Source organism: Vibrio sp. 779(2023) (genome assembly GCF_033344285.1).
GTDB lineage: Bacteria > Pseudomonadota > Gammaproteobacteria > Enterobacterales > Vibrionaceae > Vibrio > Vibrio alginolyticus.
The window spans coordinates 39,492-61,331 of sequence record NZ_JAWPOM010000026.1 but is presented as its reverse complement, the minus strand read 5'-3'; the positions used below and the strand labels follow the sequence as shown (position 1 = coordinate 61,331).

The window sequence follows — 21,840 nt, the reverse complement described above, 5'->3', positions numbered from 1 at the left end:
ATCATGACCGAGACGCAATTTGCAGAGCTAATGGCTCGACTCGATAACTTTCAGTTAATGGTGTTCTTAGGCATTTGTTTCTTGCTAGTTGCGCTCGGTTGGATAGTCGGAGGACAAAGATAAATGCTGTCATCAGAGTTCATGCTCGGCTGTTTCGCGACAGCCTTTATCCTTGGCTTCTCGATTGGCTTCCACATTCTCGGATTCAAGAAAGCGGCTGAGGTTTCAACTTCTTCATAAACCATAACATAGGAAATAAGACTATGGAAAAGCAAAGCAAAGTACGCGCAGCAATGGCTAAGGCTGGCGCAGTAGTAACAGCAAAACGTGCGGCATTTGGTGGTGCACTTCTCATGGCGGCATCTTCTGCGAATGCAGCACTGCCAGAAGTGGCAACACAAGCCTTTAGCACACTGGCAAGTTACGTCACTGAAATGCTCACCTCGACATGGGGTATCGCCGTGCCAATGACGGTTGGCTTCATCGGCATCAAGCTATTCAAGAAAGGTGCAAACAAAGCAACGTAATTCTAACGATTGCTTTATACACCCATTGGTCAGCGCCTCCGAATGGGGGCGTTTTTTATGAGGAAAATAAATGAGTATTAAACAAAGCATTGCGTCACTGGTTATTTTGCTGAGTGTTTCGTTTAGTGCTTTTGCTTCTGATTATTTGAAAATTACTCAAATTGGCAACAACTCACATTTAGTTACTGGTTGTACTGGTGTTTCTGTTGGGTCTGTAGTTGCTCTTGGCTTTCGCTCTTTGGGTAATAGTTACAATGGTGGCACTTGTACTGAATTTGCGGTTAGTGCAAGTCAAGTCCGTGTTTCTTGGAAATACGGTAGTAAAACCCATGATGGTTATATGTACGGCTCCTTGGTCTCATCTTGTCCTGATGGTGAACAACTAAACCCTGACACTGGCAAGTGTGAAGAACCTCCAGTTCCTTTCTGTGAGAAGCCTGACACTATAAATCAAATGAATCAGTTTAAAGATGCTTGTTTCGACAAGGGTTGGAACCCTGTGGTGTCTTGTACTGATTCAACTGAATCTTTAGAGATGTCATGTAACCCACCTCCAGAGCCTGAAGAGTGCACCCCTGATTCATCTGATTGGCCTGCATGTAAAGACCCAGAGCCAGAAGAATGTACACCTGATTCACCGGATTGGGATCCTAGATATGGTACGTGTTGTAGACCAGAAAACAATTGGTGTGATACTCCCAAGCCAGAATCCTGTGTTATTGGCGGTCCCAATTGGCCAGCTTGTGCCACTGATACCGATATCGACCCCCCAACGGGCGGTGATTTGGGCGACCCTGATAAACCAAGTGGCGGCGGTACTGGTAATCCTGACCCAGAGAAACCCGAGCCTGATGTCGATAATACGAGTGATACCCTCGCTGCTATCAAATCCATGAACAGTGACTTGAATGCGCAGCTAACTGGCATCAATAACGACATGAATAGAAATCAGGCTGAAACTAAATCGGCTCTCGATGCGCTCAAAGCGTCGGTAGATTTGAATACGGATACTGTCGTCGATAATGCAAACCATGTGGCGAATGCTATTCAAGGTCAGTCCGATATGTTGTCTGATATTGGCAACAATACAAACCGTTTGCTGACTTCGGCGAACAATCAGTTAAGTAATGGTTTTGGTCAACTGTCTAGTGACCTTGGAGATTTACAGGAAACCAACCAACAAGGTTTTGATGACCTTTTGAACAAGCTAGACGATTTAAAACCATGCGACCCTACTCCTGAGAATAGATTCTGTGAAAGCCCTCATGGATTGGATAGTAACTTTGTTGGTGATGCACTAACTCAAGCGGATTCGATTGTTTCTGGTGCTTTAGGCTCTTATGAATCGACGGTTGTTGGTGCGGCAAATGATTTGCTTGAAAAGAATATTACGGCTGAATCTGAGGCGCATATTACTGCGGTTTCTGATTCATTCCTTAACTTGCTTCCACAACCTAGCGAATGTATGCGGCTTTCTTTGCCAACACTCAATGGTGGGAACGTTTCAATCTCTTGTGAGTTCTCTCATAAGTTAAAAATGATCCTCTCCATTCTGATTTACATCTATACGATTAAGACGCTTGTTGAAATCCTGCTGACTGAGGTCACGCCTGTACCAAGTAACAAGCCAGGTTCGGGGAGATATTACTAATGATTCAGCTATTACCTATTGTTTCAGGCATTAGTGCGGCACTGCGTTTACCTGCTTTGGTCGCGTTTATTGCACAAATAGCGACGACTCTGTTTGGTTGGTTCTTTATCGCCAAGGCGCGCAACGTCACGATTAACTTGGTGATTATTACCTTATTGATTGGGCTTACACTCGCGCTCACTCTTGCCATTTATACGCTTGCCACTGGGCTTTCTTACGTCACGCCCCCGTTTTGGTCACAAGCGGCGGGCATGTTTATCCCAAATAACGCAATTCCTTGCGTGAGTGCGATTTACTCGGCGCGTCTGCTGCGTTGGGTGTGGGAGTGGAAGTTCTACGCGATTGTGAGGGCGGCGTAATGGCATCGGTCTACTTTGTCACGGGTAAGCTCGGCTCAGGCAAAACGCTAACAGCAGTCGGTAAGATTCGCGAGGCGTTTATGCGCGGTGTGCCTGTAGCGACAAACCTCGATATCAACTTGAAAGAAATGCTTGGACGCGATAAGCGCAACACTCGCCTTTACCGTCTGCCGGACAAGCCTCAAGTGGAAGATTTGATGGTGATTGGTTCGGCAAACAAGAGCTATGACACCAAAAAAGACGGCTTGATTGTGCTCGATGAGTGCGGAACGTGGTTTAACTCGCGCACATGGAACGATAAGAATCGACAAAAGTTAATTGATCACCTTTTGCATATTCGAAAGCTTGGATGGGATGTCATTTTCATCGTTCAAGACATTTCGATTGTTGATAAACAAGCGCGTCTCGCACTGGCTGAGCACACCGTGTTTTGTCGTCGTTTAGACCGTCTTCAAGTCCCTATCATCTCGACTGCGGTATCCGTTCTGACGCTCGGTCAGCTCAAGTTGAAAATGCCTAAGCTGCACGTTGGCATTGTGAAGTATGGTGACAACGCGAACTCGCTCACCGTCGATAAATGGATGCTCTGGGGTACGGACTTATACAGCTCTTATGACACTAAGCAGATGTTTAGAAACAACTATGAGGACGGCGTTTTTTCAGTATTGCCGCCCTATTATACCCATGGACGTTACACTGTCCCGTATACGTTGAGAAATATCATGCGCATTACGAAAATCTATCTCCGTAAATACTCTCGATTCAGTGTATTTGCGGCAGGTGTCGCCGTCTCGTTTGCGGTGTTCACCTTAGTTGGCACACCGAACATATCGACGGAACCCGAAACGGCTCAAGCCTCGGAGCCTCGCGAGTCATTGAGTGACTTGCTCGACGGCTATCGAATCGAATCGTCAATGAATCCCCCAAACGTAGCCCCGTCTTTTGTGCTCGTTAAGGACGATGTGCGTCTGTCGTCGTCGCAACTATACGCAAAGGGCTTTACGGCTCAATCTAACGGCTCTTGCTCCATTACGGTTAGCGGCAACGGTCAATCATTCAAAGTTATGTGCTAGGGAATAAGGTGCGCTTTATGTCATGGATAATCGCAAAACTCACAGCTTGTCTTTCAAAAAAACAAAAAAAATCTTATTGTGCCGGAGGCTTATTATCAGCGCTCTCGTTGCTCACTATGCGCTGTGGTAAAGTTGATAAACAAACTACGGCTTGTTCCAACTTTTCCACATCCAGCATTACTACCTTTCTGCTCGCGTGCACCCTGCTCAGCTCCCCTTCTTTTGCTGCAAGCTCTGCGCCTTTTGAGGCAAAGAACACACCGATTGGAGACTTTGCATCGTGGTTCTCGGTTCATACGGGGAATACGGTGGTTCTCGGTCAAGGTGTTACTGGTGAGGTCAGCTTTACCGCACCGGATTTGAAAGATGAGGACTATCCAGCCTTTTTCCTTTCGGTGCTTCGTGCGCATGGTTACGAGCTTACGCATGACCACGGCGTTTTTACCATCATTGCTGACGCCAACAAAGTGGAGACGTTCGAACCCTCACAAGTGAAGTTGTACTTCTTTGAGAATGTTCGAAATACCAAGGTCGTTGATTTGATTTCCTCGATGCTTGCTGCAACTCAGAATCAAACACTGAACAACAAAGCGATTAAGAATTACAAGGTTGAGGTGCTACCGACCACAAACAGCATTATCGTGACTGGCTCTGAGAACCAATTGAAGCACATTGATGTGCTCATCAAAGGGATTGATAGACCACAAAAGCAAGTCTTTATCGAGGCGGTAATTACCGAAACTGAGCTCGGTGATTCTCAAGAAGTCGGCGTAAATATGGACTTAGCATTGAGTGAGGCTGGTTTTGTTTCGCAACCTACTGCAATTAAGAAAGCCGTTGATAACTTGCTGTTTTATGAGGGCGGTGATTTTAACGCGCTCATTAAAGCTGTATCAAAGAATCAGAATACCAAGCTCTTATCGCGACCAAATATGTTCATTATGGACAGGGAGCGCGGTTACATCACGGTAGGTCAGAACGTGCCGTTCCTCACTTCGTCTGAGGTAACTGACGGCGGTAATCGAGTCCAGCAAATTGAGCGTAAGGATGTGGGCGTGTCACTTGAAGTGGTACCTCATGTGATTGGTGATCATGTTGTGTTGCAGATAATGCAAAAGTCTGACTCAGTAACGGATTCCTCTATCGCATCCGACATCATCACCAATACGCGAACACTGCAAACTGTAGTCAAGGTAAAAGACCGCCAAACGATCTCTTTAGGTGGTTTGATTTCCCAAGAGCAACGCGACTCTGTAAGTGGTGTGCCTGTTTTGATGGATGTGCCTTTACTTGGTGCTCTATTCCGGTCAGAAAAGACCAATACGGTAGATAAAGAACTTAAAGTAACGATAAGAACCACGATACTTTGAGTTAAAAGAAAAGCCGAACAATTGCTGTTCGGCTCTTCTTTAGCTGTGCTGTAATACGCTTTCCAATTCTCTACACTTTATTATCGTGTCACGCTCTAATACGGTTGCGATATTTGTTTTGTCATAAGAGCTTCTAGCTTCAAACCGAAGCAACGGATGGTGTCCGTTAAGTGCATTATTTACGTATATATCTCGCTCTTGTCTCTTCTTCTGCCTATGAGATGAGTCATCCAGCTCGATGACCGCCAAGACTTTTGTATCTCTATCCGTTATCACGTAGTCCATTCTTTTAGCCCAAGTTCGAGAGTTGTCTTTAAAGTTGGTAGGTTGAACCAACGCCATTAAAGAGACCTGACTATGAATGACATATTCTTCCGGTAGAAGCTCCTGCAACACTTTATAGAATCTGCGCTCTGTCTTGGTGGCCAAGTATGTGCTTTTCTTGTGAGGTACAGACTTAGCCTTATTGTTGGTGTTTGGAAAAGGTACTTCGACTATCTTGGGGTTCTTTTCTACAGCTTTTGGTTCAAAAGAATGTATGCTGTTCGGCCTTCTAACCGCAGCGCCTTGTTCCCATTCGTTAATCCTACGTTTAGATTTCTTACCCTTCTTTGTGAATAGATACACAATACACGCTAAGGATATAATTATCAGTAATTCAGTCACTTGCTGTTCCCCACTCATAAAAAAATGAGTGCATGGTAGCATATCGTTTTTGTTCGGTGTGTTATTGAAATCAGCTTTTATGCGCCCCCGTAATGTATTACGGGGGTAAATTCCCACTAGTGTCAGCTTTATATGCACCGACAAGAAATTCAAGCTATATCATATTCATAGGCGTTGATAACCAATGTTATAAAATATAATGTATAGATTCTATGAAAAAAGGTTATAACTTGATGAATGAGAAGAAGAAAGCACTTAACCAAATAAATCTGTCAGCAGCAGCAAAGTTTGCTGAGCAGTACGCCAAATCACCGGAGAGTAGTATTAGGAGTGCATTGAAAGCTACAGATCTAAGCAAAGCAGAACAGCTAGCGTTCCTCCACAAAGATATTGAAGATCAACGCAGCAGATATTTGGGTATGCTCAAAGCAACAGAATCTATGCTTGAATCTCAAAAGATGCATTCTTCTCTCCATAAAAACTTTGAAGAAGCACATAGCAAATACAAAAATATACGTATCCCTTCGGATTTCGAAGCTGTTGAAAAAAATTTCATGGAGCATAACTCCAACCTTATAAAACAACAGAATCAAATCCAGAAGGAAAAACAAGAAAAGAAGGAGCTCGAACTAAAACAGTTTGAGCTCTTTGAAAACATGCATAATACTCAATGCGAAATAATTGAATTGGCTAAGTCTTCATCTTTAGAGTCGGAAAAAGAGAGAAAATACTCACGGATAATCACATATGTTAGTTTGACTATTGCGATTATGGCATTAATCCCACCGTATTTAGATTTCTTTTCAGAAGAGACTCCGCCCACCATTATGTCTGATGCAACAGAAGATAAAATAGAAATGGTTACGTTACCAGTAGAGGCAGAAATTGACGCGAATGACGTTAAAACCTCATCTGATATGGATTAGTCTTTACTTTGCTTTTGGCGTTAGTGCTGAAACTCATTCACACTCTATAAATGGTGATTTGGCATAAATTTCCATCTTCACGAGATACAACAAAAAGTCAGCCATTGGCTGACTTTTTGTTGTGGTGTATAGAACACACTTTATGCAAAAATGGCAACTAAGCCGGATCATCTAAGTGCGGTTTGTCTTGCTCAACATATGGCTTAAACTCAGCATGTGTTAAGATTATTTTGTTCAACTCTTTTTTAGCTCTTGGACCAGTATACTCTCTTAGGTACTCTCGGTTCTTAATAGACTGAGACTTTCCTACCAATTCAAGATGACGATTTAACTCATAATCTTCCGAAAAATTTACATATTCTGAATCTTTCATAATAAATCCTATAAAATTGTACAGATTGCAGTGCAACATCGCACCTATTTGGATATGCGGATAAAAATATACATTTCAAGGTGTTCATTATGACCATTATCGCAATTCATTTAGCCAGTTCACAAAAATGGCGTTTTGCTACATCAGATAAATAGGAAATCTCCTAATTGCCGAGAGTTATTACATTAATCTTTTCAACTCCCTGGCATACTTTAGCATTCGTCGACATAACTCTAAGTCAGAATTGGCTCCTATTTCTATTAGCGCAATTCCTGTAAGTACTTGTTGAGCAGTAACGATTTGCCCTGTAGGAAGCTCTAGTCTGTCATAGTGCATTTTAAAACCTTCCCATTGCTCCGATGGACTCAATTCCCTTCCCTTTGTCATCCGCATGAGTCTCTTGCACTCCGGTGGAATGGTTTTCCCCTTATCCCATTCTTTGACCGTTCTCACAGTTTTCAAACAAAGTTCAGCAGCTTGTTCGACGGTTAAACCACATTCAAATTCACGAAAAATATAGTTTTTAGTCATTTCGTGATACTTCATTGAATAGTCCCTCAAAAGAGAGACATTTTATAGGACTGGCATATGCAATCGCATTCAACATAAGCAGATATAATGCGCACTAATAGTGTAAGCCCAAAGCGATAATGTCCTAGTATTTCCAAGTGAATCTGTCCTATGTTTGCTTGGAGGTATCTAGGAAGTTAGTTACGATGAACTACCATGAATTGCAACGTTTCTCCAGTATCCAAGGTGTGTTAAACAATAAGTTAAAGTGCCGAGAAGCCACATCCATTCTTGGAATAAGCTACCGGCACTTGTCTCGCATACTTTATGCCGTAGCAGAACCTCATCCTAGCCCAAATCACGCAGCACATCAGATTGTGATGAGAAACGGTAAGGTAACTGCGATGATTGATGCAAAATTACAAATGTTAGAATTTGGTATAGGGATTAATGATGCAATTAATGGTGTTTGGTTACCTAGATCCAGTGCTTATAAAGATCACTACACTACTCCAAAAGCTCCACCTCATTCACGAATACATGGTACAAATTATCAGAACTGGATTGGCACGCTTGGAAGAATTAGGCATAGTGAGAATGTATTTAAGTCCACACTGCTGAACTGCTTAACTGCTTAACTGCTGAAAAAGCAAATACAAGATAGTTCTCATCCTGAGAAAATTCTGGAGAAGAAAGATGCTAACTGGAAACCTACTGTATGACTGTATACAAATTAAAAAGTAAACCTCGAGAATTTAAGGTCTTAGAGCATGACCCTTATAAGCGAGCTCTCGATTCAGATGACTTTAAGTTGTTAAGACGACTTCGAAGAGCCCCTGTTGATTCAACCAGCTTGAGAGATGTTTGGGTAAATGAATATGCAACATTTACTCAACACTTTAAATCTGCTGAAGCAATCCCAGACATATCTAAATGGAGAACATTTCTTGTCTTGAGAGAAAATGCATATCAGGTAGTACGAGATGTAATTGATTCTGACGGTGAGTTCTTACCGATTACAATCGATGATGAAAGTTTTACCGTGTTCAACGTGATGTCCTTTGGAGAAGAAGACAAGCAGAAAATCAAATTTGAAGACATTGACGGAGAACAAGGATTATTAGAGAAACTGGCATTTATAGAAAGCGATCTTTCAAATAAATATGTCTTTAAATCAAAAGGTGAAGGTTGTACGTCAATTTATTGTGATGACAAACTCATATCGTTATGTGAAGAGCACAATTTAAAGGGACTTTCGTTCGATACAAATCTACTCGATGTATTTGAAGATTAATTCATCAGAATTTTTGTATTAGTTCAGACTAGATCTGAGACTCCAATTTGAAAAGAAGAGAGTTACCCACTTTGATTAAAGGTGCTTAATCACTAATCAAAGACAATAATTTGTGGTTATGCTTACGAAGCAAATCAAATCTCTTATTGAAAATTGATGCGCGCTTAGTCCTCGACTTACTGGCGTGTTCTTCTGTAAGCACCTGAATCAATCTATGTATGGTGATGATGGCCAACTCACTGAATTTGCCATTCAATGGCATCACGATTACTAACTTAAGCACTACCAAACAAAAAAGCCTTTCATACTCGCCTCGTACAACAGCAAAAATCAGCTAAACGCTCTAATCGCTCCGCAACGAAATCTGCCAAAAATCACGAGCTCAGTTCACTCGCTCTTAATCAAGGCGTTCTGAAACATTTATAAGCCTGTGGTTATATGGAGGCGAATGTACTTTTCGGGGTATTTGTAACGATAGCGTTTTCCTTTCTTCAAGTTGGACTTAACGTACCTACACACTTTTTGGTCACCACTACTGGTTACTCTTTTTATTACTGCGTTTTTACTTTTGTGCTCCATTTCTATCATGACGTCACAATAACCTTGATAGTCATCAAACTTATTGTCTACTTTCTTTTGAAGCTTAGTCTTAATCTTTTTAGCCAACAGGTTCGTTTCTGAGTCGTCAGCAAAAACTGAAGTACTTGCAAAGATCAGTATCATTAAAGTTACAACGTATCTCATCGTTTTGGTCCGTTTATGTTGTTGATTGTTCGATGATAAGTAATTTTTCTGTAGATACGAAAATGGGACGCCACATTGCGTCCCATTTAACATGATGAAGTAACTGATATGTAATTAAGCGCGCTTCTTGCCTTTGTTTGCTTTGAAGCCCTGATGCGGAAAAACGTTACGAATCCTCTGTTGAACTTTTTTGGGAATGCCTTTGGAAAAGCTTAAGCGCATTCCTGTTCGTTGGCTATACACCTTCATTTCACCAGTAAACGGGTTATGCTCACTAATATCCTGTAAGTTGTGTTTGAAAGAAGGAGGTAGATGCCCTTTTACGTTACTAATATGGCCATTATCGAACTTTACTTTTAACACCGGCCTATCGACTGCGATCAACCAAAAGATCACGATGGCTGCAATTAAGATTACATATAACATTTGGCACTCCCTATCCTAGCTAGATAGCAATTTACTCAAATCCTCTTTAATTGAGGTAACTTTTTGACTCGCTTTTTCACTTCTCGACGCTTCGGAAAGCAAATATTCAATTGCGTCAGATAACGTACAACCAAGTTCATTCGCTCTGCTAGAAAGCTTTTCCCAAACCCGGTAATCTAAATCAATGGATTTTTTCTTTGTATGGACTTGCTCTGCATTGAAGTGACGTTTCCGTTTCGCTCGGATAGCCTGCTTGAGTTTATTATCTAACTCTTCTGACATGTGGTTTTCTATCCAAGCCAAGACAAGTGTAGGCTCGTGTTCAAGGCGTTTTAGTTCTGCGACCGCTGCATCTGCTTCGCTTGTATCAATATGTCGGGTAATCGCTTCACCATCTTTCCATTTTTTGATGAGATACTTCCATTTCCACCCACATTCTAGATTCTCAAGCTGCTGATATTTCATTTATTCCGACCCATAAACATAACCTAGTGACAGCGTAACCCAGATGGTTTACTTGGGCAAATAAAACTCTTAGAAGTATCGATGTTGATCACTCATTTGTCTAAGTATTGTTCATTGAGAATTGAATGCCATGAGCAAACCAAATTGGTGCTAGGGTGTTATAGTCCGTTTCGTTATAATGTCGGCAAGATTGAATTACGATGAATTTTAATGAACCAACTTAATTGGCAAGACGTAACACCTTCACTTGAGCAGTACGAAGCACTTTTAAAGTCTGCACCTTCGTTACCAAAGAAGTCTTTTACTGAGCTCCAACCGAGAATGTCGGCAACGATATCTCGTTTTTCAAAAATTTCTGGATTGACGCGAGTACTACTCATTAACTGCGTAGATAATTCTGTCTATAGAGAGTTCATCAGTAAAGCTCTTCAGAGCCAGTCTAACGCTGCGATTGTTTTGTCGGAATCACTTGATGCCAAACGCTTATTTGACCGTTACAGTGTCGATTTAAGTGGTGATATTGCCTTCCAACCTGGCTTAATTTCACAGGCAGATAGCGGTTACTTAATTGTACCGGCTAATCTAATTTTGGCTAATCCAGGACTTTGGCCAAATATAAAGTCTGCAATTCAACAAAACCTTATCGAGCCACTGAACCTAAGCCCTACTCGTTTACCTACTTCAGTACCGCAAGCTAAAGCTTATGATGTAAAACTGATTGTAACAGGAGAAAGAAGTCAGTTAGCAGAGCTAGAATACATCGATGACGACTTCTGTTCTGGCTTTGCCATGTATACGGAAGTTGAAGAAGATATTCATCTGTCAGAGCAGAATTTGACAGATTACTTTGGTTTAGTGAACTGGATTTGTTCTCAATATCAACTGCCTCACTTAACTGAATGTGGTTTTAGAAGATTGTTGCTGGCCGGTATGAGATTTACTGAAGATCAACATTATCTGCCTTTAGGAGTAATGTGGCACTCTCAACTTCTAACGCTTGCCAGCCAGTTCAGTGATGGCCACGCATTAGATTACAAGTCGTTAGATAAAGCGATTGACGACAAGTATTACCGAGAATCTTACCTTCCTCAGCGTGCCGTGTACGATATTTTAGATGGACAAGTCATCATTGAGACAACTGGGGAACAAGTTGGTCAAATCAATGGCCTAACCGTTATTGATATGGCTGGGCACCCTGTCAGCTATGGTGAGCCTGCACGAATATCTTGTGTAATTCATTTTGGTGATGGCGATGTTTCCGATGTTGAGCGCAAAGCTGAGCTTGGAGGCAATCTACATGCAAAAGGCATGATGATTATGCAAGCTTTCTTGAGCTCTGCTCTGAAACTGGATGAACCACTGCCTTACTCTGCCTCCATCGTATTTGAACAGTCTTATAGTGAAGTTGATGGTGACAGCGCATCTCTTGCAGAACTTTGTTGCTTGGTGAGTGCTTTATCTGAATCTCCAATTAATCAACAAGTTGCTGTTACAGGAGCTGTTGATCAGTTTGGTCGAGTGCAAGCCGTCGGTGGCTTGAACGAAAAAATTGAAGGCTTTTATCAGGTTTGTAAACATCAAGGTTTTACAGGAAATCAAGGTGTTGTGATGCCAAAATCAAACCTTAAACACCTTGCATTACATAAAGATGTAATAGAAAGCATTAAAAATGGTGAGTTCCATATTTGGTCCGTTTCTACCGTAGATGAAGCTATTCCGATTGTAATGAATAAACCTTTTAGAGGTGAAGACGATAGCATTATTGGCAAAATAGCGGAACGTATTGAAAACTTTGAAAGACATGAGCATCCAGAAGGAATTGTGCAGCGCATCAAAAACTGGTTTGTCTAGTACTGATCGGAGTTGTTTAGCGTACACGTGTTCACTAAGATGCAGCTATCAAAAATTGGAGTAATTGATAATGCAAAACAAACGTGATTCTTATAACCGTGACGATCTACTTGCTTCTAGCCAAGGCGAACTGTTTGGGCCTGGTTACCCTCAGCTTCCTGCGCCAAACATGCTAATGATGGATCGTGTTACTAAAATGTCTGAGACTGAAGGCGATTTTGGTAAAGGTTTGATCTTGGCGGAATTGGATATTACTCCAGATTTGTGGTTCTTTGACTGCCACTTCCCTGGCGACCCTGTAATGCCGGGTTGTCTTGGCCTTGATGCGATGTGGCAACTTGTTGGTTTCTTCCTTGGCTGGGTTGGTGGCAAAGGAAAAGGTCGTGCTCTGGGTGTTGGCGAAGTGAAGTTTACAGGTCAGATCCTACCAACAGCGAAAAAAGTGACGTACGAAATCCACATGAAACGCGTTGTAAACCGTAAGCTTGTGATGGGTTTGGCTGACGGTCGTGTATGTGTGGACGGCAAAGAAATCTACGTAGCAAAAGATTTGAAAGTTGGCTTGTTCCAAGATACTTCAAGCTTCTAATCACGATTTTAATCGATTTATTAAGGCTCCTATTTAGGAGCCTTTTTGTTATCGAGTGTTAACCTACTTCCCTATGTCCCTATAATGTAGAAAAGGCTCCGTAGAGCCCTTTCGAATCCTTCTTTTTGTATGTGGAGAGTTTATTTGTAGAGACCAGATTGTCTTTCATCTCTGGCATCACGCCAACCACCTAACCAATACGACCGAGCATCAACTTGTTGATATGGGCAAGCCTCTTGAGACCTTCCATTCAACCCAGCTTTGTAGCCTTGAGATTGAGCTCGTTCTAGGCGATCACGCTTTTGTCTCTTCATAGTTAATTCCTCATACAGGTCCATTTACTAACGTACAGCTGTTATTGTGAAACTTTGATGGAGTTTTTATGACTCCACTTATAAGAATCGATCAAAGTAGGCAATTTCTCAAGGCATAAAAAAAGCAGAGACTCAAATGTGTGAGCCTCTGCTTGATTTAAAAATTACTGACGATTTTTAACTATTTTCTACGGAACCCAAACAATCCAAGCATGGTCAAAGCTAACCAACCAAGGCCTGCACCTTGACGCTCTGTCGTCGTTGAGTCAATGCTTCGAGATACGATGTCGTCCTTAGTTGCGTCAGCAATAGGTACTAGTTTGACTGCTACAATTTGCTCTTCAGAGCTACATGTCGCATTGTTTGCTGTTGTGCTATAACCACCTGCACATTTCATAGCAGTACCAGAGATCACACCTGCATCATTGATATCAGTTGCGTCGATAATACGGAACTGATTGTTTTGTTCAGAGTAATCACCGCCATTAGTCAAACTGTCTAGGAACCAAGCTTTTCCATTGAATAATGTTGCAGCACGTTCACTAGTCTCGCCACCTACGCTATATGGATAGATAAAACCGCGCTTACGACGTGGCTTGCCATCGTCTTCACGAGTCGTTTCCGCATCAAGTTGCCCGACGATTTCATTGTAAGAGTTGATACCGCCCATCTTACCGCCCGCACCGCTAAAGAAAATGCCAGTAGTTGGGTAAAAAGCGCTAATAGAATCCTTACGAACATCATCTACGATAAAGAGACGATTCGGAGCAGAGCCCGTTGGCATTAAGTATCCGCCCGAACGTTTTGCTTCACCAATAGCAACAAAATTAGAGTTAACGTCGGTTAATCGTGAGTTTGTATGAACCGTATCATCACCTTCGCGCTGTCTAGCTCCTACAACAACTTTGTTTTTCCAAGTTGCGTTTTCAACGCTACCTTCGGCTTCTAGAGTTCCGACAAAAACAGTCGCATTCAGGTAGTTATCATCACTGTAAGTGTTGTAACCTACGCCATAGACCGTAGTTCCATCAGTGACAAGGTCACGCATGCTCCCTTGAGCTAACCTTTCTCCATCTTTAGATGTGCCACTTGGCCAAGCCAATTCACTGACGGTTCCGCTTTTATCCCAAATCGCTGCTTTTGATGTGTGGTGAGATCCATTGGTATTGCTTGCTGTTCGAGAAACACTGCCAACAGTAAAAATGCCGTCTGTGCTCCAAGCATGGCTTTGCACAACACTTGCGTCACTATCGCCAGTAAGAATATTTGGTTCTACTGGTGCAACTACGGTATTTCGTGTTTCTAATGTAGAAGTATTTTCTGTGCTAACTTTACTCTGATTACCGACAGCTGCACCACCCTCGGTAAGCTGGTTGATAACATTGTTATATTCATTTTTATAAGCAGTAGAATCTTCTTCTATGAACGCTAACGCATTAGAAGTAAAGTCTTTACTACGTTCTTTATTCCACGGCGTCCAGTTTACTGAAGCCCAAGAGTCACAGGTGGAATAACGAAGCTGGTTGTAACAGTAACGCTCAAAGTCTTTGAGTTCTTGGATGTAATAAAAGCCAGCGTCTAATCCGAATGGGATTTCTTCACGATAGCTGTTCCCATCCACGGCTTGTGTCGCTGAAATCGGTGTAGTGCGAGTTTCCATTGCAAGTTTAAACTGCTCTGGCGTGCAGTTTGCTGCTGCATCAAAGCAGCCTAAAGCGAAAGGTGAACCTGTTGAAGGATCTGTACCTGCATCGCCCTGTTGAATTGCAACCCCGTAAGCCGTTTGGTAGTCACCGTTTGAACCATGATCCTGAGGTGAAACCTCAACAACTTGATACAATGCCGCCTGTGCGTTCATTGTGGTACCAACCATCATTGCAATGGCGGTCAATTTGAATTTATTACTACAATTCATTGAATTCTTAACTATCCTGTTGCATTGCTTCGAGTTCTTCCCATCTCTCGAATGCGATTTCCAACTCCTGCTCTAGTGCAGCAAGCTGTTCCAATACCGGCTGAGTTTGCTCTACAGGTTTAGCAAAGAACTCTGGATCGTTCACTTGCTCCTGAAGGCTCTCGATATCCGACTCTAATTGTTCAAGTTTAGCTGGTAGAGCCTCTAATTCTCTTTGCAGCTTATACGATAACTTCTTCGAATTGTTCTTAGGTTGCGTAGTTTTGGGAGTTTCCTCAACCACTTTCTCTTTCTTCGTTGGTTTTTCAACCTGACTGCGCGAAGCAAGAACTTGGTCACGCTGCTGTTTAGCATCATGATAACCACCAACGAACTCTTCGATTATACCGTTACCCTCAAAAATCCAGCTGGTTGTTACTGTGTTGTCTACGAACTCACGGTCGTGACTCACTAACAATAATGTACCCTGATAATTGGCAAGCATTTCTTCTAAAAGTTCCAACGTTTCGATATCCAAATCGTTAGTTGGTTCATCAAGAATAAGTAAGTTGTTTGGTTTCAACAAGATACGGGCTAGCAATAATCGGTTTTTCTCACCACCAGAAAGTGCCTTAACCGGGGTTCTGGCGCGCTTAGGTGCAAATAAGAAGTCTTGAAGATAACTCAGCGCATGACGCTGACGTCCCCCAACCATTACTTCTTGTTTCCCATCCGCTAAGTTATCGATCACTGTCTTTTCTGGATCCAAAATCTCTCGGTACTGATCAAAGTACGCGACTTCTAATTTTGTTCCGCAGTGTAAACGACCAGACTGCGCTTCCAATTGCCCTAGTAGCAATTTAAGTACCGTACTCTTACCGCAGCCATTTGGTCCGATAAGTGCAATACGGTCACCACGCATGATGTTAAAGCTAAAGTCGTCGACAATTGTCTTGCCTTCGTAAGCAAAAGATACATTTTCTGCTTCAAATACAATCTTACCTGAACGAGAAGCATCATCGATGTTTAGGTTAACTTTACCTTGAACTTCACGACGGTCACGACGCTCTTCACGAAGTTTTTTAAGGGCTCGAACACGGCCTTCATTACGAGTACGACGTGCTTTAATGCCTTGACGAATCCACACTTCTTCCTGAGCTAGTTTCTTATCGAACTCAGCATTTTGCATTTCTTCGACGCGAAGCATTTCTTCTTTGTCATTCAAATACTGTTCGTAATTACCAGGGAAAGAAGCTAATTGACCGCGATCTAAGTCGACGATGCGTGTCGCCATCGACTTGATGAATGTACGGTCGTGCGAAATAAAGATGATCGAGCCTTTGAAGTCTTTTAAGAAGTTCTCTAACCATTCGATCGTTGTCACATCGAGATGGTTTGTTGGTTCATCAAGAAGCAATACATCAGGATCACAAACCAGCGCACGAGCTAAAGCAGCTTTACGTTGCCAGCCACCGGATAGATCGGTCAGTTTGGTTTCTGGGCTTAGTTTTAAAGCGCCAAGTACGTTCTTAACACGGTCATCAAAGCGCCAAGCGTTAGAATGATCAAGTTGCTCTTGAACTTTCGCCAAACGGTTAATGTTCTTCTCACTTGGGTCTTGAGCAACAAGATCGAGAAGATCGTGATAGATCTTCAATTGTTCGCCGATTTCAGCCAAACCGCCAGATACGTATTCGTAAACCGTACCCTCTTGATTGCGCGGTGGATCTTGTTCAAGCCGAGAAACTACTACGTCTTGAGTTATTTGAATCTTGCCATCATCCAACAAAATGTCGCCGGCAAGCACTTTCATTAACGTGGACTTACCTGCTCCGTTACGACCAACTAAACAAACGCGTTCGTTTTCTTGAAGAGCGAACTCCGCTTTGTCTAGCAATGGGTGGTCACCAAATGCAAGTTGTGCGTTATGAATGGTAAGTAATGCCATTATTATCCAACCAATGTGTGAGTTGTTCTAAGTCAAACGGCCAGTTCAACTCAGAATCTTGATATTTTAATACGGGTATTGTGACGCCGTAACGAGAAAATAGTACATCATCGAACGCAATATCAATGATATCTGTTTGCTCGGCCAAACCGACTTGGTCTACTAGAGCAAATGCCATCTCACAAAGATGGCATCCCTCCGTGCTATACAATATCAGCACGTATTAATCCTTTTGTTTATACTACGCGTGCGTTACTAGCCAACAGTTATGAATCTGTTTATTACGCGCAAAATCTAATGGTAACGTTTGAGAAGAAATATTCTGAGCCTTCAAACCCAATTCAGCGAGTGATTCTTCATCCATCTTGAAGTGACGTTTGTTATTTGAAAATACGATTGTGCCTTCACTTCTCAGTAAACGTTTGAGGTTCTTCATTAGCTTAATGTGGTCACGTTGTACATCGAATGATGTTTCCATACGCTTAGAGTTAGAGAACGTAGGTGGGTCAATAAAGATCAAGTCGTACTCACTTTTTGCGTTTTCTAGCCATTGCAAACAGTCCGCTTGTTCATATTTATGTTGGCGCCCTACACAGCCATTAAGCTGCATATTGTCTTTCGCCCAGTTCAAGTAGGTGTTTGACATATCGACAGTTGTAGTGGAACGCGCACCACCAACTGCAGCGTGCACTGTTGCACTACCAGTGTAAGCAAACAAGTTAAGGAAATCTTTACCCTGTGCCATTTCGCCAAGACGACGACGAGTGATCTTATGATCCAAGAACAGGCCTGTGTCTAGGTAGTCATGGAGGTTCACGATCAGCTTCACACCGTACTCGTTTACTTCGAGCGTCTCTGATACCTGACCTAATTTTTGGTACTGGCTTCGACCTTTCTGCTTCTCACGAACTTTCAGTACAACTTTGTTCGCTTCGACACCTGTCACCTGAATCGTCGCACGGATAATGTCCGTTAGACGACGCTTGGCTTTTTCTTCAGGGATGTTCTTAGGTGCTGCGTACTCTTGAATCACAATTTGATCGCCGTACACGTCGATCGCTACGTTATATTCTGGAAGGTCTGCATCGTAGATACGGTAGCAGTCTAGTTTCTCTTTACGCGCCCACTTGCCAATCTTGCCAATGTTTTTCTTCAAACGGTTTGAGAAGTCTGGTGCGATTTGAACGTTAGTATCTGCACCTTTAACTTCATCAGCGCTGCGCTCGGCAATGCTGTAGTTCTTTTGGTGACACGGTAACGCACCATTGTTCAATTTAAACTGTTTATCAGCGCGCATACGAAGGCAACTCAAGAGCTCGTCTGAGCTAGAGAAGATAGATGCTTTACATCCGCCAAACTCAGATTTTAGCTGTCCACCGAATGCGGTATAGAGCGCAATCAGCCCCGGCTCAGTTCCTAGACGCTCACCGTAAGGTGGGTTTGAAACGATAACACCGTGTTCAAATCCTGCGGGACGAGTAATAGTTGCAGCATCACCTTGCGCAAACTCAATCAACTCTTCAACACCTGCTCTGCGGGCGTTTTCTTGAGCAACTTTTAATACTTTGGGGTCGTTATCGAATCCAAAAAACTTAGCGTCAACTTTCTTGACACCTCGTCTAGCTTGAACATTAGCCTCTGATTTAATCTCAGCCCAGGTCTCCGGTTCAAAATCTTCCAAAACTTCGAAGCCCCATTGTTTGCGCTTAACGCCAGGTGCCATGTTGGCTGCCATCATCGCCGCTTCAATAAGCAAAGTACCAGAACCACACATTGGATCGAGTAATGGTTGATGCCCATCCCAGCCACAACGCATGATAATCGCAGAAGCAAGCGTTTCACGTAATGGCGCACGACCCGATTCTGGTCGATAACCACGCTGATGAAGACCACTACCTACCATGTCTACCCCAAGCAACGCTTTATCTTTATGCAAACGAACGTGAATACGAATATCTGGGCGTTCTTTGCTGATATTAGGACGTGGCAAGCCTTTATTCTCAAAGCAATCTACGATGCCATCTTTGACCTTCATAGCTCCGTATTGGCTATTTCTAATCTCACGGTTTGTGCCGTTAAAGTCCACAACAAAGCGTTTAGAGCTATGAAATTGGTTAACCCAGTTAATAGTGGAAGTGGATAGATACAAGTCCATGTCGTTGTTACACGTGAACTCAGATAAAACACGTACAAATCGAGACGCTAAACGGCTCCACAAACAACAGCGATAAACCTGTTCGTTTGTCGCTTTAAATTTTACGCCTGCCTGTACTGGTTTCGCATTTTCAATGCCTAGTTTAGTCAGTTCTTCAACAAGCAAATTTTCCATGCCATTTGAAGTTACCGCGAGATATTGATTCATAGTGTTCTTTCGCTGATAAAAAATGGCTTCAATTATACCTGACTTTACGATCAATGCCTCGTTTTTAAAGGTATTTTCCCACCCGTTAGTTCAAATCATCACCACTCAAATGATCTAAAACTTTCAACATCTTTAGTTTGAATGTTTTTCATTCATGAACGTATTTTGTTTCCTTTAGAAGAAGTGAATACTTATTTACATGCATTTTGGTATATACCAGTCGGGATTGGTTGATGTAAGTTACTTACAAATACCCTTTATAGGGGAATAAATAGGGTTGTTTTAGGCGCTAGGTTGCCTAATTAAAGGAGTAATCAAATTGAAATAAGTAAAATAAAAGTGACCAGCTTCATGTTTGCATGCATAGAAAACAAACAGTTTCATGGTCTTTCGGATTGGAGTGTCTGAGGAAAGGACAAAAAAAATCGACCCAATAAGGTCGATTAAGGCAAACAAAGGAACGAAATAAAGAAAAATTAAACCGCTTTAACCCACCATTGCCATAGGGGTCATTGCAAAGAGGTGGTTTGCACAAGCCATGCGATCATGCATTACTTTAATCGGCTGCCCAAATTGAAGCGCCTTATTGCCATCAAGAACAAAGGCTTCTTGGTTAACATAAGCACATAAGCTCGATGTTTCGCCTGGTTCTAGAACGATGAACATACCATCAGAATATTGATTTGTGAGAAAGACCATGTCCCCTTCTTGAGGTTCATAATCAGAGGTCTGTGCATCGAAGAACCAGCTCTTAGGCTGTACAGGTTTATGAAAACGCTTTGCAGCAACACAATACAGTGTTAATTCAGCTTGGCGATATTCACTGATATCGAGACAGCGAATGCGCTCATTAAACGTTTGAAATGCGCTGGCGTCATCAACGGTAAATTCACTGTTTGAGAAGGCACAGTTAACCAACAATTTTCGGGATAGATTGGTTTGGAAAATCATTTCCTCCCCCAGATCCAGCATTAAGCAAGCTTTTTGCTCGTCAAAATACCAATTCCATTTGTCGCTGGGTTTAAGCATTATTCCGTTCTCTCTTGACTAGTTAAATCAGTGGTAAAGAGGTAAGACGCTTAATTACCTACTCGTGATTTTTAAATTCTACAAACGAACGGATAAAAAAAAAGAGGAAACAAAGTCCTCTTTTTTATGTAACAGGTACTGATTTTTCAGTAGTTTTTGATGTATATGTTAAAGATTTTTAACAATATCACGTACGAGACCTGGGCCGTGGTAAATAAAGCCAGTGTAGACTTGAACAAGTTTAGCGCCTGCCATGATCTTTTCTTTGGCTGCAACATAGGAATCTACACCACCAACACCGATAATTGGAAGTTTGTCTTCAAGCTCTTCATGAAGCTTACGTACGACCTCCGTAGAGCGTGATTGCACAGGGCGACCACTCAAGCCACCTGCCTCATTGGCGTGTTTCATCCCTTCTACGATCGTGCGATCCAAAGTTGTGTTAGTCGCGATCACACCATCTATATTGTTTTTCAATAAAGAATCGCAAATTTGGCAGATTTCATCGTCACTTAAATCTGGCGCAATCTTTAATGCTAACGGGACGTACTTGTTGTACTTCTCTGATAACTCCGCTTGTTTCGCCTTTAATTCGGAAAGCAGTTCATCAAGCGCTTCACCATATTGAAGTGAACGAAGGCCTGGAGTGTTTGGCGATGAGATGTTTACTGCAATATAGCCAGCATACTCATACACTTTTTCCATACAAATCAGGTAGTCCTCTGCCCCTTTCTCAATTGGCGTATCTTTATTTTTACCGATATTAATTCCGAGAACACAATTGAATTTTGCTCGTTTAACATTCTCGATCAAATTATCAACGCCTAGGTTATTAAAGCCCATGCGGTTGATGATCCCTTCTGCTTCCACTAAACGGAATAGGCGTGGTTTATCATTACCTGGTTGTGGTCGTGGCGTTACAGTGCCGACTTCGACAAAGCCAAAGCCCATGGCATCAAATGCTTCAATACATTCGCCGTTTTTATCTAAACCAGCCGCAAGACCAACAGGGTTACGGAATGTTAGACCCATACACTCAACTGAACGAGTTGGTAACTGTTGGCGGTAAAAGAGATCAAGTGGTGTGCCGTTAAAGCGTTGGAAGTTCTTGATTGCAAGATCATGTGCCTTCTCGGCATCGAGTTGGAAAAAGCCAGTTCTGGCTAGACGGTAAAGCATTGTGCCTCCGAAAGAAAAAAGCCCCGTATAAACGGGACAATATTATTTACCGTTTTTCATCGTAATTCAATGAAAATGAACGTAATAAGTAAAAACCTATATCTTTATAAGATTTTCAAATATAAAACAAACAATTACAATCAAGTTTCTGCGATAAAAATCGTAACTAACCGCTTAAAAGCAATCGATTTCACTCTGTTTTAATTTCAACTCAATGTGACAATGTAACTATTTTCGTTCCAAATGTGAATAATAGATAATAAAAAGCCCCGTTAAATAACGAGGCTTTT

23 protein-coding genes are annotated in these 21,840 nt (G+C 42.2%); 10 read left to right on the top strand and 13 right to left on the bottom strand.

The window, feature by feature from the left end; genetic code table 11:
* Window positions 1-263 precede the first annotated feature (263 nt).
* The 5 genes from R8O70_RS22180 (at window position 264) to R8O70_RS22160 (ending at window position 4,980) form a co-directional block, all read left to right on the top strand.
* Window positions 264-527, top strand: a complete 264-nt coding sequence (locus R8O70_RS22180) for a major coat protein (RefSeq protein WP_021448020.1) — start codon at window positions 264-266, stop codon at window positions 525-527.
* 70 nt (window positions 528-597) lie between these two features.
* Window positions 598-2,178 carry a chemotaxis protein gene (locus R8O70_RS22175; protein ID WP_318184379.1) on the top strand — a complete coding sequence of 527 codons (1,581 nt, stop codon included), beginning with the start codon at window positions 598-600 and terminating at the stop codon, window positions 2,176-2,178.
* Window positions 2,178-2,537 carry a DUF5455 family protein gene (locus tag R8O70_RS22170; RefSeq protein ID WP_012841818.1) on the top strand — a complete coding sequence of 120 codons (360 nt, stop codon included), beginning with the start codon at window positions 2,178-2,180 and terminating at the stop codon, window positions 2,535-2,537. The genes R8O70_RS22175 and R8O70_RS22170 overlap by 1 nt, the downstream gene beginning before the upstream one ends.
* On the top strand, window positions 2,537-3,610 hold the full coding sequence (locus tag R8O70_RS22165; RefSeq protein WP_012841817.1) for a zonular occludens toxin domain-containing protein: 1,074 nt from the start codon (window positions 2,537-2,539) through the stop codon (window positions 3,608-3,610). Before R8O70_RS22170 ends, R8O70_RS22165 begins: the two co-directional genes overlap by 1 nt.
* Before the next feature lie 17 nt (window positions 3,611-3,627).
* Window positions 3,628-4,980 (top strand): secretin N-terminal domain-containing protein, encoded by a 1,353-nt coding sequence (locus R8O70_RS22160; RefSeq protein WP_318184378.1) that lies wholly within the window; start codon window positions 3,628-3,630, stop codon window positions 4,978-4,980.
* Between the two features lie 39 nt (window positions 4,981-5,019).
* On the opposite strand, the gene R8O70_RS22155 is transcribed toward R8O70_RS22160, so the two are convergent.
* On the bottom strand, window positions 5,020-5,646 hold the full coding sequence (locus tag R8O70_RS22155; RefSeq protein WP_243195379.1) for a DUF2726 domain-containing protein: 627 nt from the start codon (window positions 5,644-5,646) through the stop codon (window positions 5,020-5,022).
* A gap of 212 nt (window positions 5,647-5,858) precedes the next feature.
* On the opposite strand from R8O70_RS22155, the gene R8O70_RS22150 reads away from it, so the two are divergent.
* Window positions 5,859-6,572: a hypothetical protein gene (locus R8O70_RS22150; RefSeq protein ID WP_140084687.1), complete on the top strand. Its 714-nt coding sequence runs from the start codon at window positions 5,859-5,861 to the stop codon at window positions 6,570-6,572.
* Between the two features lie 157 nt (window positions 6,573-6,729).
* Here the strand turns inward: R8O70_RS22150 and R8O70_RS22145 are convergent, their stop codons facing one another.
* Window positions 6,730-6,945 carry a hypothetical protein gene (locus R8O70_RS22145; protein ID WP_069490317.1) on the bottom strand — a complete coding sequence of 72 codons (216 nt, stop codon included), beginning with the start codon at window positions 6,943-6,945 and terminating at the stop codon, window positions 6,730-6,732.
* 180 nt (window positions 6,946-7,125) lie between these two features.
* Window positions 7,126-7,491, bottom strand: coding sequence for a phage protein (locus R8O70_RS22140; protein ID WP_069490318.1), 366 nt, complete (start codon window positions 7,489-7,491; stop codon window positions 7,126-7,128).
* Window positions 7,492-7,661: 170 nt separating this feature from the next.
* On the opposite strand from R8O70_RS22140, the gene R8O70_RS22135 reads away from it, so the two are divergent.
* Together R8O70_RS22135 and R8O70_RS22130 are read left to right on the top strand one after the other, a co-directional pair.
* Window positions 7,662-8,093 (top strand): AHH domain-containing protein, encoded by a 432-nt coding sequence (locus tag R8O70_RS22135; RefSeq protein WP_064353937.1) that lies wholly within the window; start codon window positions 7,662-7,664, stop codon window positions 8,091-8,093.
* An 80-nt stretch (window positions 8,094-8,173) separates the two neighbouring features.
* Window positions 8,174-8,749 carry a hypothetical protein gene (locus R8O70_RS22130; protein WP_064353938.1) on the top strand — a complete coding sequence of 192 codons (576 nt, stop codon included), beginning with the start codon at window positions 8,174-8,176 and terminating at the stop codon, window positions 8,747-8,749.
* 420 nt (window positions 8,750-9,169) lie between these two features.
* Here the strand turns inward: R8O70_RS22130 and R8O70_RS22125 are convergent, their stop codons facing one another.
* From R8O70_RS22125 to matP, 3 genes are all read right to left on the bottom strand, one after another.
* The gene (locus tag R8O70_RS22125) at window positions 9,170-9,493 is read right to left on the bottom strand and encodes a hypothetical protein (RefSeq protein ID WP_017634287.1); all 324 of its coding nucleotides are present in this window, start codon (window positions 9,491-9,493) and stop codon (window positions 9,170-9,172) included.
* Between the two features lie 114 nt (window positions 9,494-9,607).
* On the bottom strand, window positions 9,608-9,919 hold the full coding sequence (locus tag R8O70_RS22120) for a DUF3634 family protein (RefSeq protein WP_005377468.1): 312 nt from the start codon (window positions 9,917-9,919) through the stop codon (window positions 9,608-9,610).
* A gap of 15 nt (window positions 9,920-9,934) precedes the next feature.
* Entirely contained in the window at window positions 9,935-10,384 is a 450-nt protein-coding gene (gene matP / locus R8O70_RS22115; RefSeq protein WP_005396497.1) for a macrodomain Ter protein MatP, read from the bottom strand.
* A gap of 210 nt (window positions 10,385-10,594) precedes the next feature.
* On the opposite strand from matP, the gene R8O70_RS22110 reads away from it, so the two are divergent.
* Window positions 10,595-12,235 (top strand): AAA family ATPase, encoded by a 1,641-nt coding sequence (locus R8O70_RS22110; protein WP_171346171.1) that lies wholly within the window; start codon window positions 10,595-10,597, stop codon window positions 12,233-12,235.
* A gap of 70 nt (window positions 12,236-12,305) precedes the next feature.
* Window positions 12,306-12,824 carry a bifunctional 3-hydroxydecanoyl-ACP dehydratase/trans-2-decenoyl-ACP isomerase gene (gene fabA, locus R8O70_RS22105; RefSeq protein ID WP_005390081.1) on the top strand — a complete coding sequence of 173 codons (519 nt, stop codon included), beginning with the start codon at window positions 12,306-12,308 and terminating at the stop codon, window positions 12,822-12,824.
* Between the two features lie 140 nt (window positions 12,825-12,964).
* On the opposite strand, the gene rmf is transcribed toward fabA, so the two are convergent.
* The 7 genes from rmf to pyrD all read right to left on the bottom strand — a co-directional run bounded on the left by rmf (window position 12,965) and on the right by pyrD (window position 21,550).
* Entirely contained in the window at window positions 12,965-13,138 is a 174-nt protein-coding gene (gene rmf / locus R8O70_RS22100; RefSeq protein ID WP_005377453.1) for a ribosome modulation factor, read from the bottom strand.
* 181 nt (window positions 13,139-13,319) lie between these two features.
* Entirely contained in the window at window positions 13,320-15,053 is a 1,734-nt protein-coding gene (locus tag R8O70_RS22095) for a DUF3466 family protein (RefSeq protein WP_104979197.1), read from the bottom strand.
* A 7-nt stretch (window positions 15,054-15,060) separates the two neighbouring features.
* Window positions 15,061-16,980: an ABC transporter ATP-binding protein gene (locus R8O70_RS22090; RefSeq protein ID WP_206954798.1), complete on the bottom strand. Its 1,920-nt coding sequence runs from the start codon at window positions 16,978-16,980 to the stop codon at window positions 15,061-15,063.
* On the bottom strand, window positions 16,958-17,200 hold the full coding sequence (locus tag R8O70_RS22085) for a glutaredoxin family protein (RefSeq protein WP_017821808.1): 243 nt from the start codon (window positions 17,198-17,200) through the stop codon (window positions 16,958-16,960). The genes R8O70_RS22090 and R8O70_RS22085 overlap by 23 nt, the downstream gene beginning before the upstream one ends.
* A gap of 21 nt (window positions 17,201-17,221) precedes the next feature.
* Window positions 17,222-19,342, bottom strand: coding sequence for a bifunctional 23S rRNA (guanine(2069)-N(7))-methyltransferase RlmK/23S rRNA (guanine(2445)-N(2))-methyltransferase RlmL (gene rlmKL / locus R8O70_RS22080; protein WP_062730585.1), 2,121 nt, complete (start codon window positions 19,340-19,342; stop codon window positions 17,222-17,224).
* Window positions 19,343-19,828: 486 nt separating this feature from the next.
* Window positions 19,829-20,371, bottom strand: coding sequence for a cell division protein ZapC (locus tag R8O70_RS22075; protein WP_017634282.1), 543 nt, complete (start codon window positions 20,369-20,371; stop codon window positions 19,829-19,831).
* Window positions 20,372-20,539: 168 nt separating this feature from the next.
* Window positions 20,540-21,550, bottom strand: a complete 1,011-nt coding sequence (gene pyrD / locus R8O70_RS22070; protein ID WP_258624330.1) for a quinone-dependent dihydroorotate dehydrogenase — start codon at window positions 21,548-21,550, stop codon at window positions 20,540-20,542.
* Window positions 21,551-21,840 lie beyond the last annotated feature (290 nt).

Coding starts and splice junctions, on each gene's coding strand:
- R8O70_RS22125 (WP_017634287.1), bottom strand. CDS start 9,493: ATGAGATACGTTGTAACTTTAATGATACTGATCTTTGCAAGTACTTCA.
- R8O70_RS22110 (WP_171346171.1), top strand. CDS start 10,595: ATGAACCAACTTAATTGGCAAGACGTAACACCTTCACTTGAGCAGTAC.
- R8O70_RS22075 (WP_017634282.1), bottom strand. CDS start 20,371: ATGCTTAAACCCAGCGACAAATGGAATTGGTATTTTGACGAGCAAAAA.
- rmf (WP_005377453.1), bottom strand. CDS start 13,138: ATGAAGAGACAAAAGCGTGATCGCCTAGAACGAGCTCAATCTCAAGGC.
- R8O70_RS22140 (WP_069490318.1), bottom strand. CDS start 7,491: ATGAAGTATCACGAAATGACTAAAAACTATATTTTTCGTGAATTTGAA.
- rlmKL (WP_062730585.1), bottom strand. CDS start 19,342: ATGAATCAATATCTCGCGGTAACTTCAAATGGCATGGAAAATTTGCTT.
- pyrD (WP_258624330.1), bottom strand. CDS start 21,550: ATGCTTTACCGTCTAGCCAGAACTGGCTTTTTCCAACTCGATGCCGAG.
- R8O70_RS22175 (WP_318184379.1), top strand. CDS start 598: ATGAGTATTAAACAAAGCATTGCGTCACTGGTTATTTTGCTGAGTGTT.
- R8O70_RS22165 (WP_012841817.1), top strand. CDS start 2,537: ATGGCATCGGTCTACTTTGTCACGGGTAAGCTCGGCTCAGGCAAAACG.
- R8O70_RS22150 (WP_140084687.1), top strand. CDS start 5,859: ATGAAAAAAGGTTATAACTTGATGAATGAGAAGAAGAAAGCACTTAAC.
- R8O70_RS22130 (WP_064353938.1), top strand. CDS start 8,174: ATGACTGTATACAAATTAAAAAGTAAACCTCGAGAATTTAAGGTCTTA.
- R8O70_RS22095 (WP_104979197.1), bottom strand. CDS start 15,053: ATGAATTGTAGTAATAAATTCAAATTGACCGCCATTGCAATGATGGTT.
- R8O70_RS22090 (WP_206954798.1), bottom strand. CDS start 16,980: ATGGCATTACTTACCATTCATAACGCACAACTTGCATTTGGTGACCAC.
- R8O70_RS22135 (WP_064353937.1), top strand. CDS start 7,662: ATGAACTACCATGAATTGCAACGTTTCTCCAGTATCCAAGGTGTGTTA.
- R8O70_RS22120 (WP_005377468.1), bottom strand. CDS start 9,919: ATGTTATATGTAATCTTAATTGCAGCCATCGTGATCTTTTGGTTGATC.
- R8O70_RS22145 (WP_069490317.1), bottom strand. CDS start 6,945: ATGAAAGATTCAGAATATGTAAATTTTTCGGAAGATTATGAGTTAAAT.
- matP (WP_005396497.1), bottom strand. CDS start 10,384: ATGAAATATCAGCAGCTTGAGAATCTAGAATGTGGGTGGAAATGGAAG.
- fabA (WP_005390081.1), top strand. CDS start 12,306: ATGCAAAACAAACGTGATTCTTATAACCGTGACGATCTACTTGCTTCT.
- R8O70_RS22160 (WP_318184378.1), top strand. CDS start 3,628: ATGTCATGGATAATCGCAAAACTCACAGCTTGTCTTTCAAAAAAACAA.
- R8O70_RS22170 (WP_012841818.1), top strand. CDS start 2,178: ATGATTCAGCTATTACCTATTGTTTCAGGCATTAGTGCGGCACTGCGT.
- R8O70_RS22180 (WP_021448020.1), top strand. CDS start 264: ATGGAAAAGCAAAGCAAAGTACGCGCAGCAATGGCTAAGGCTGGCGCA.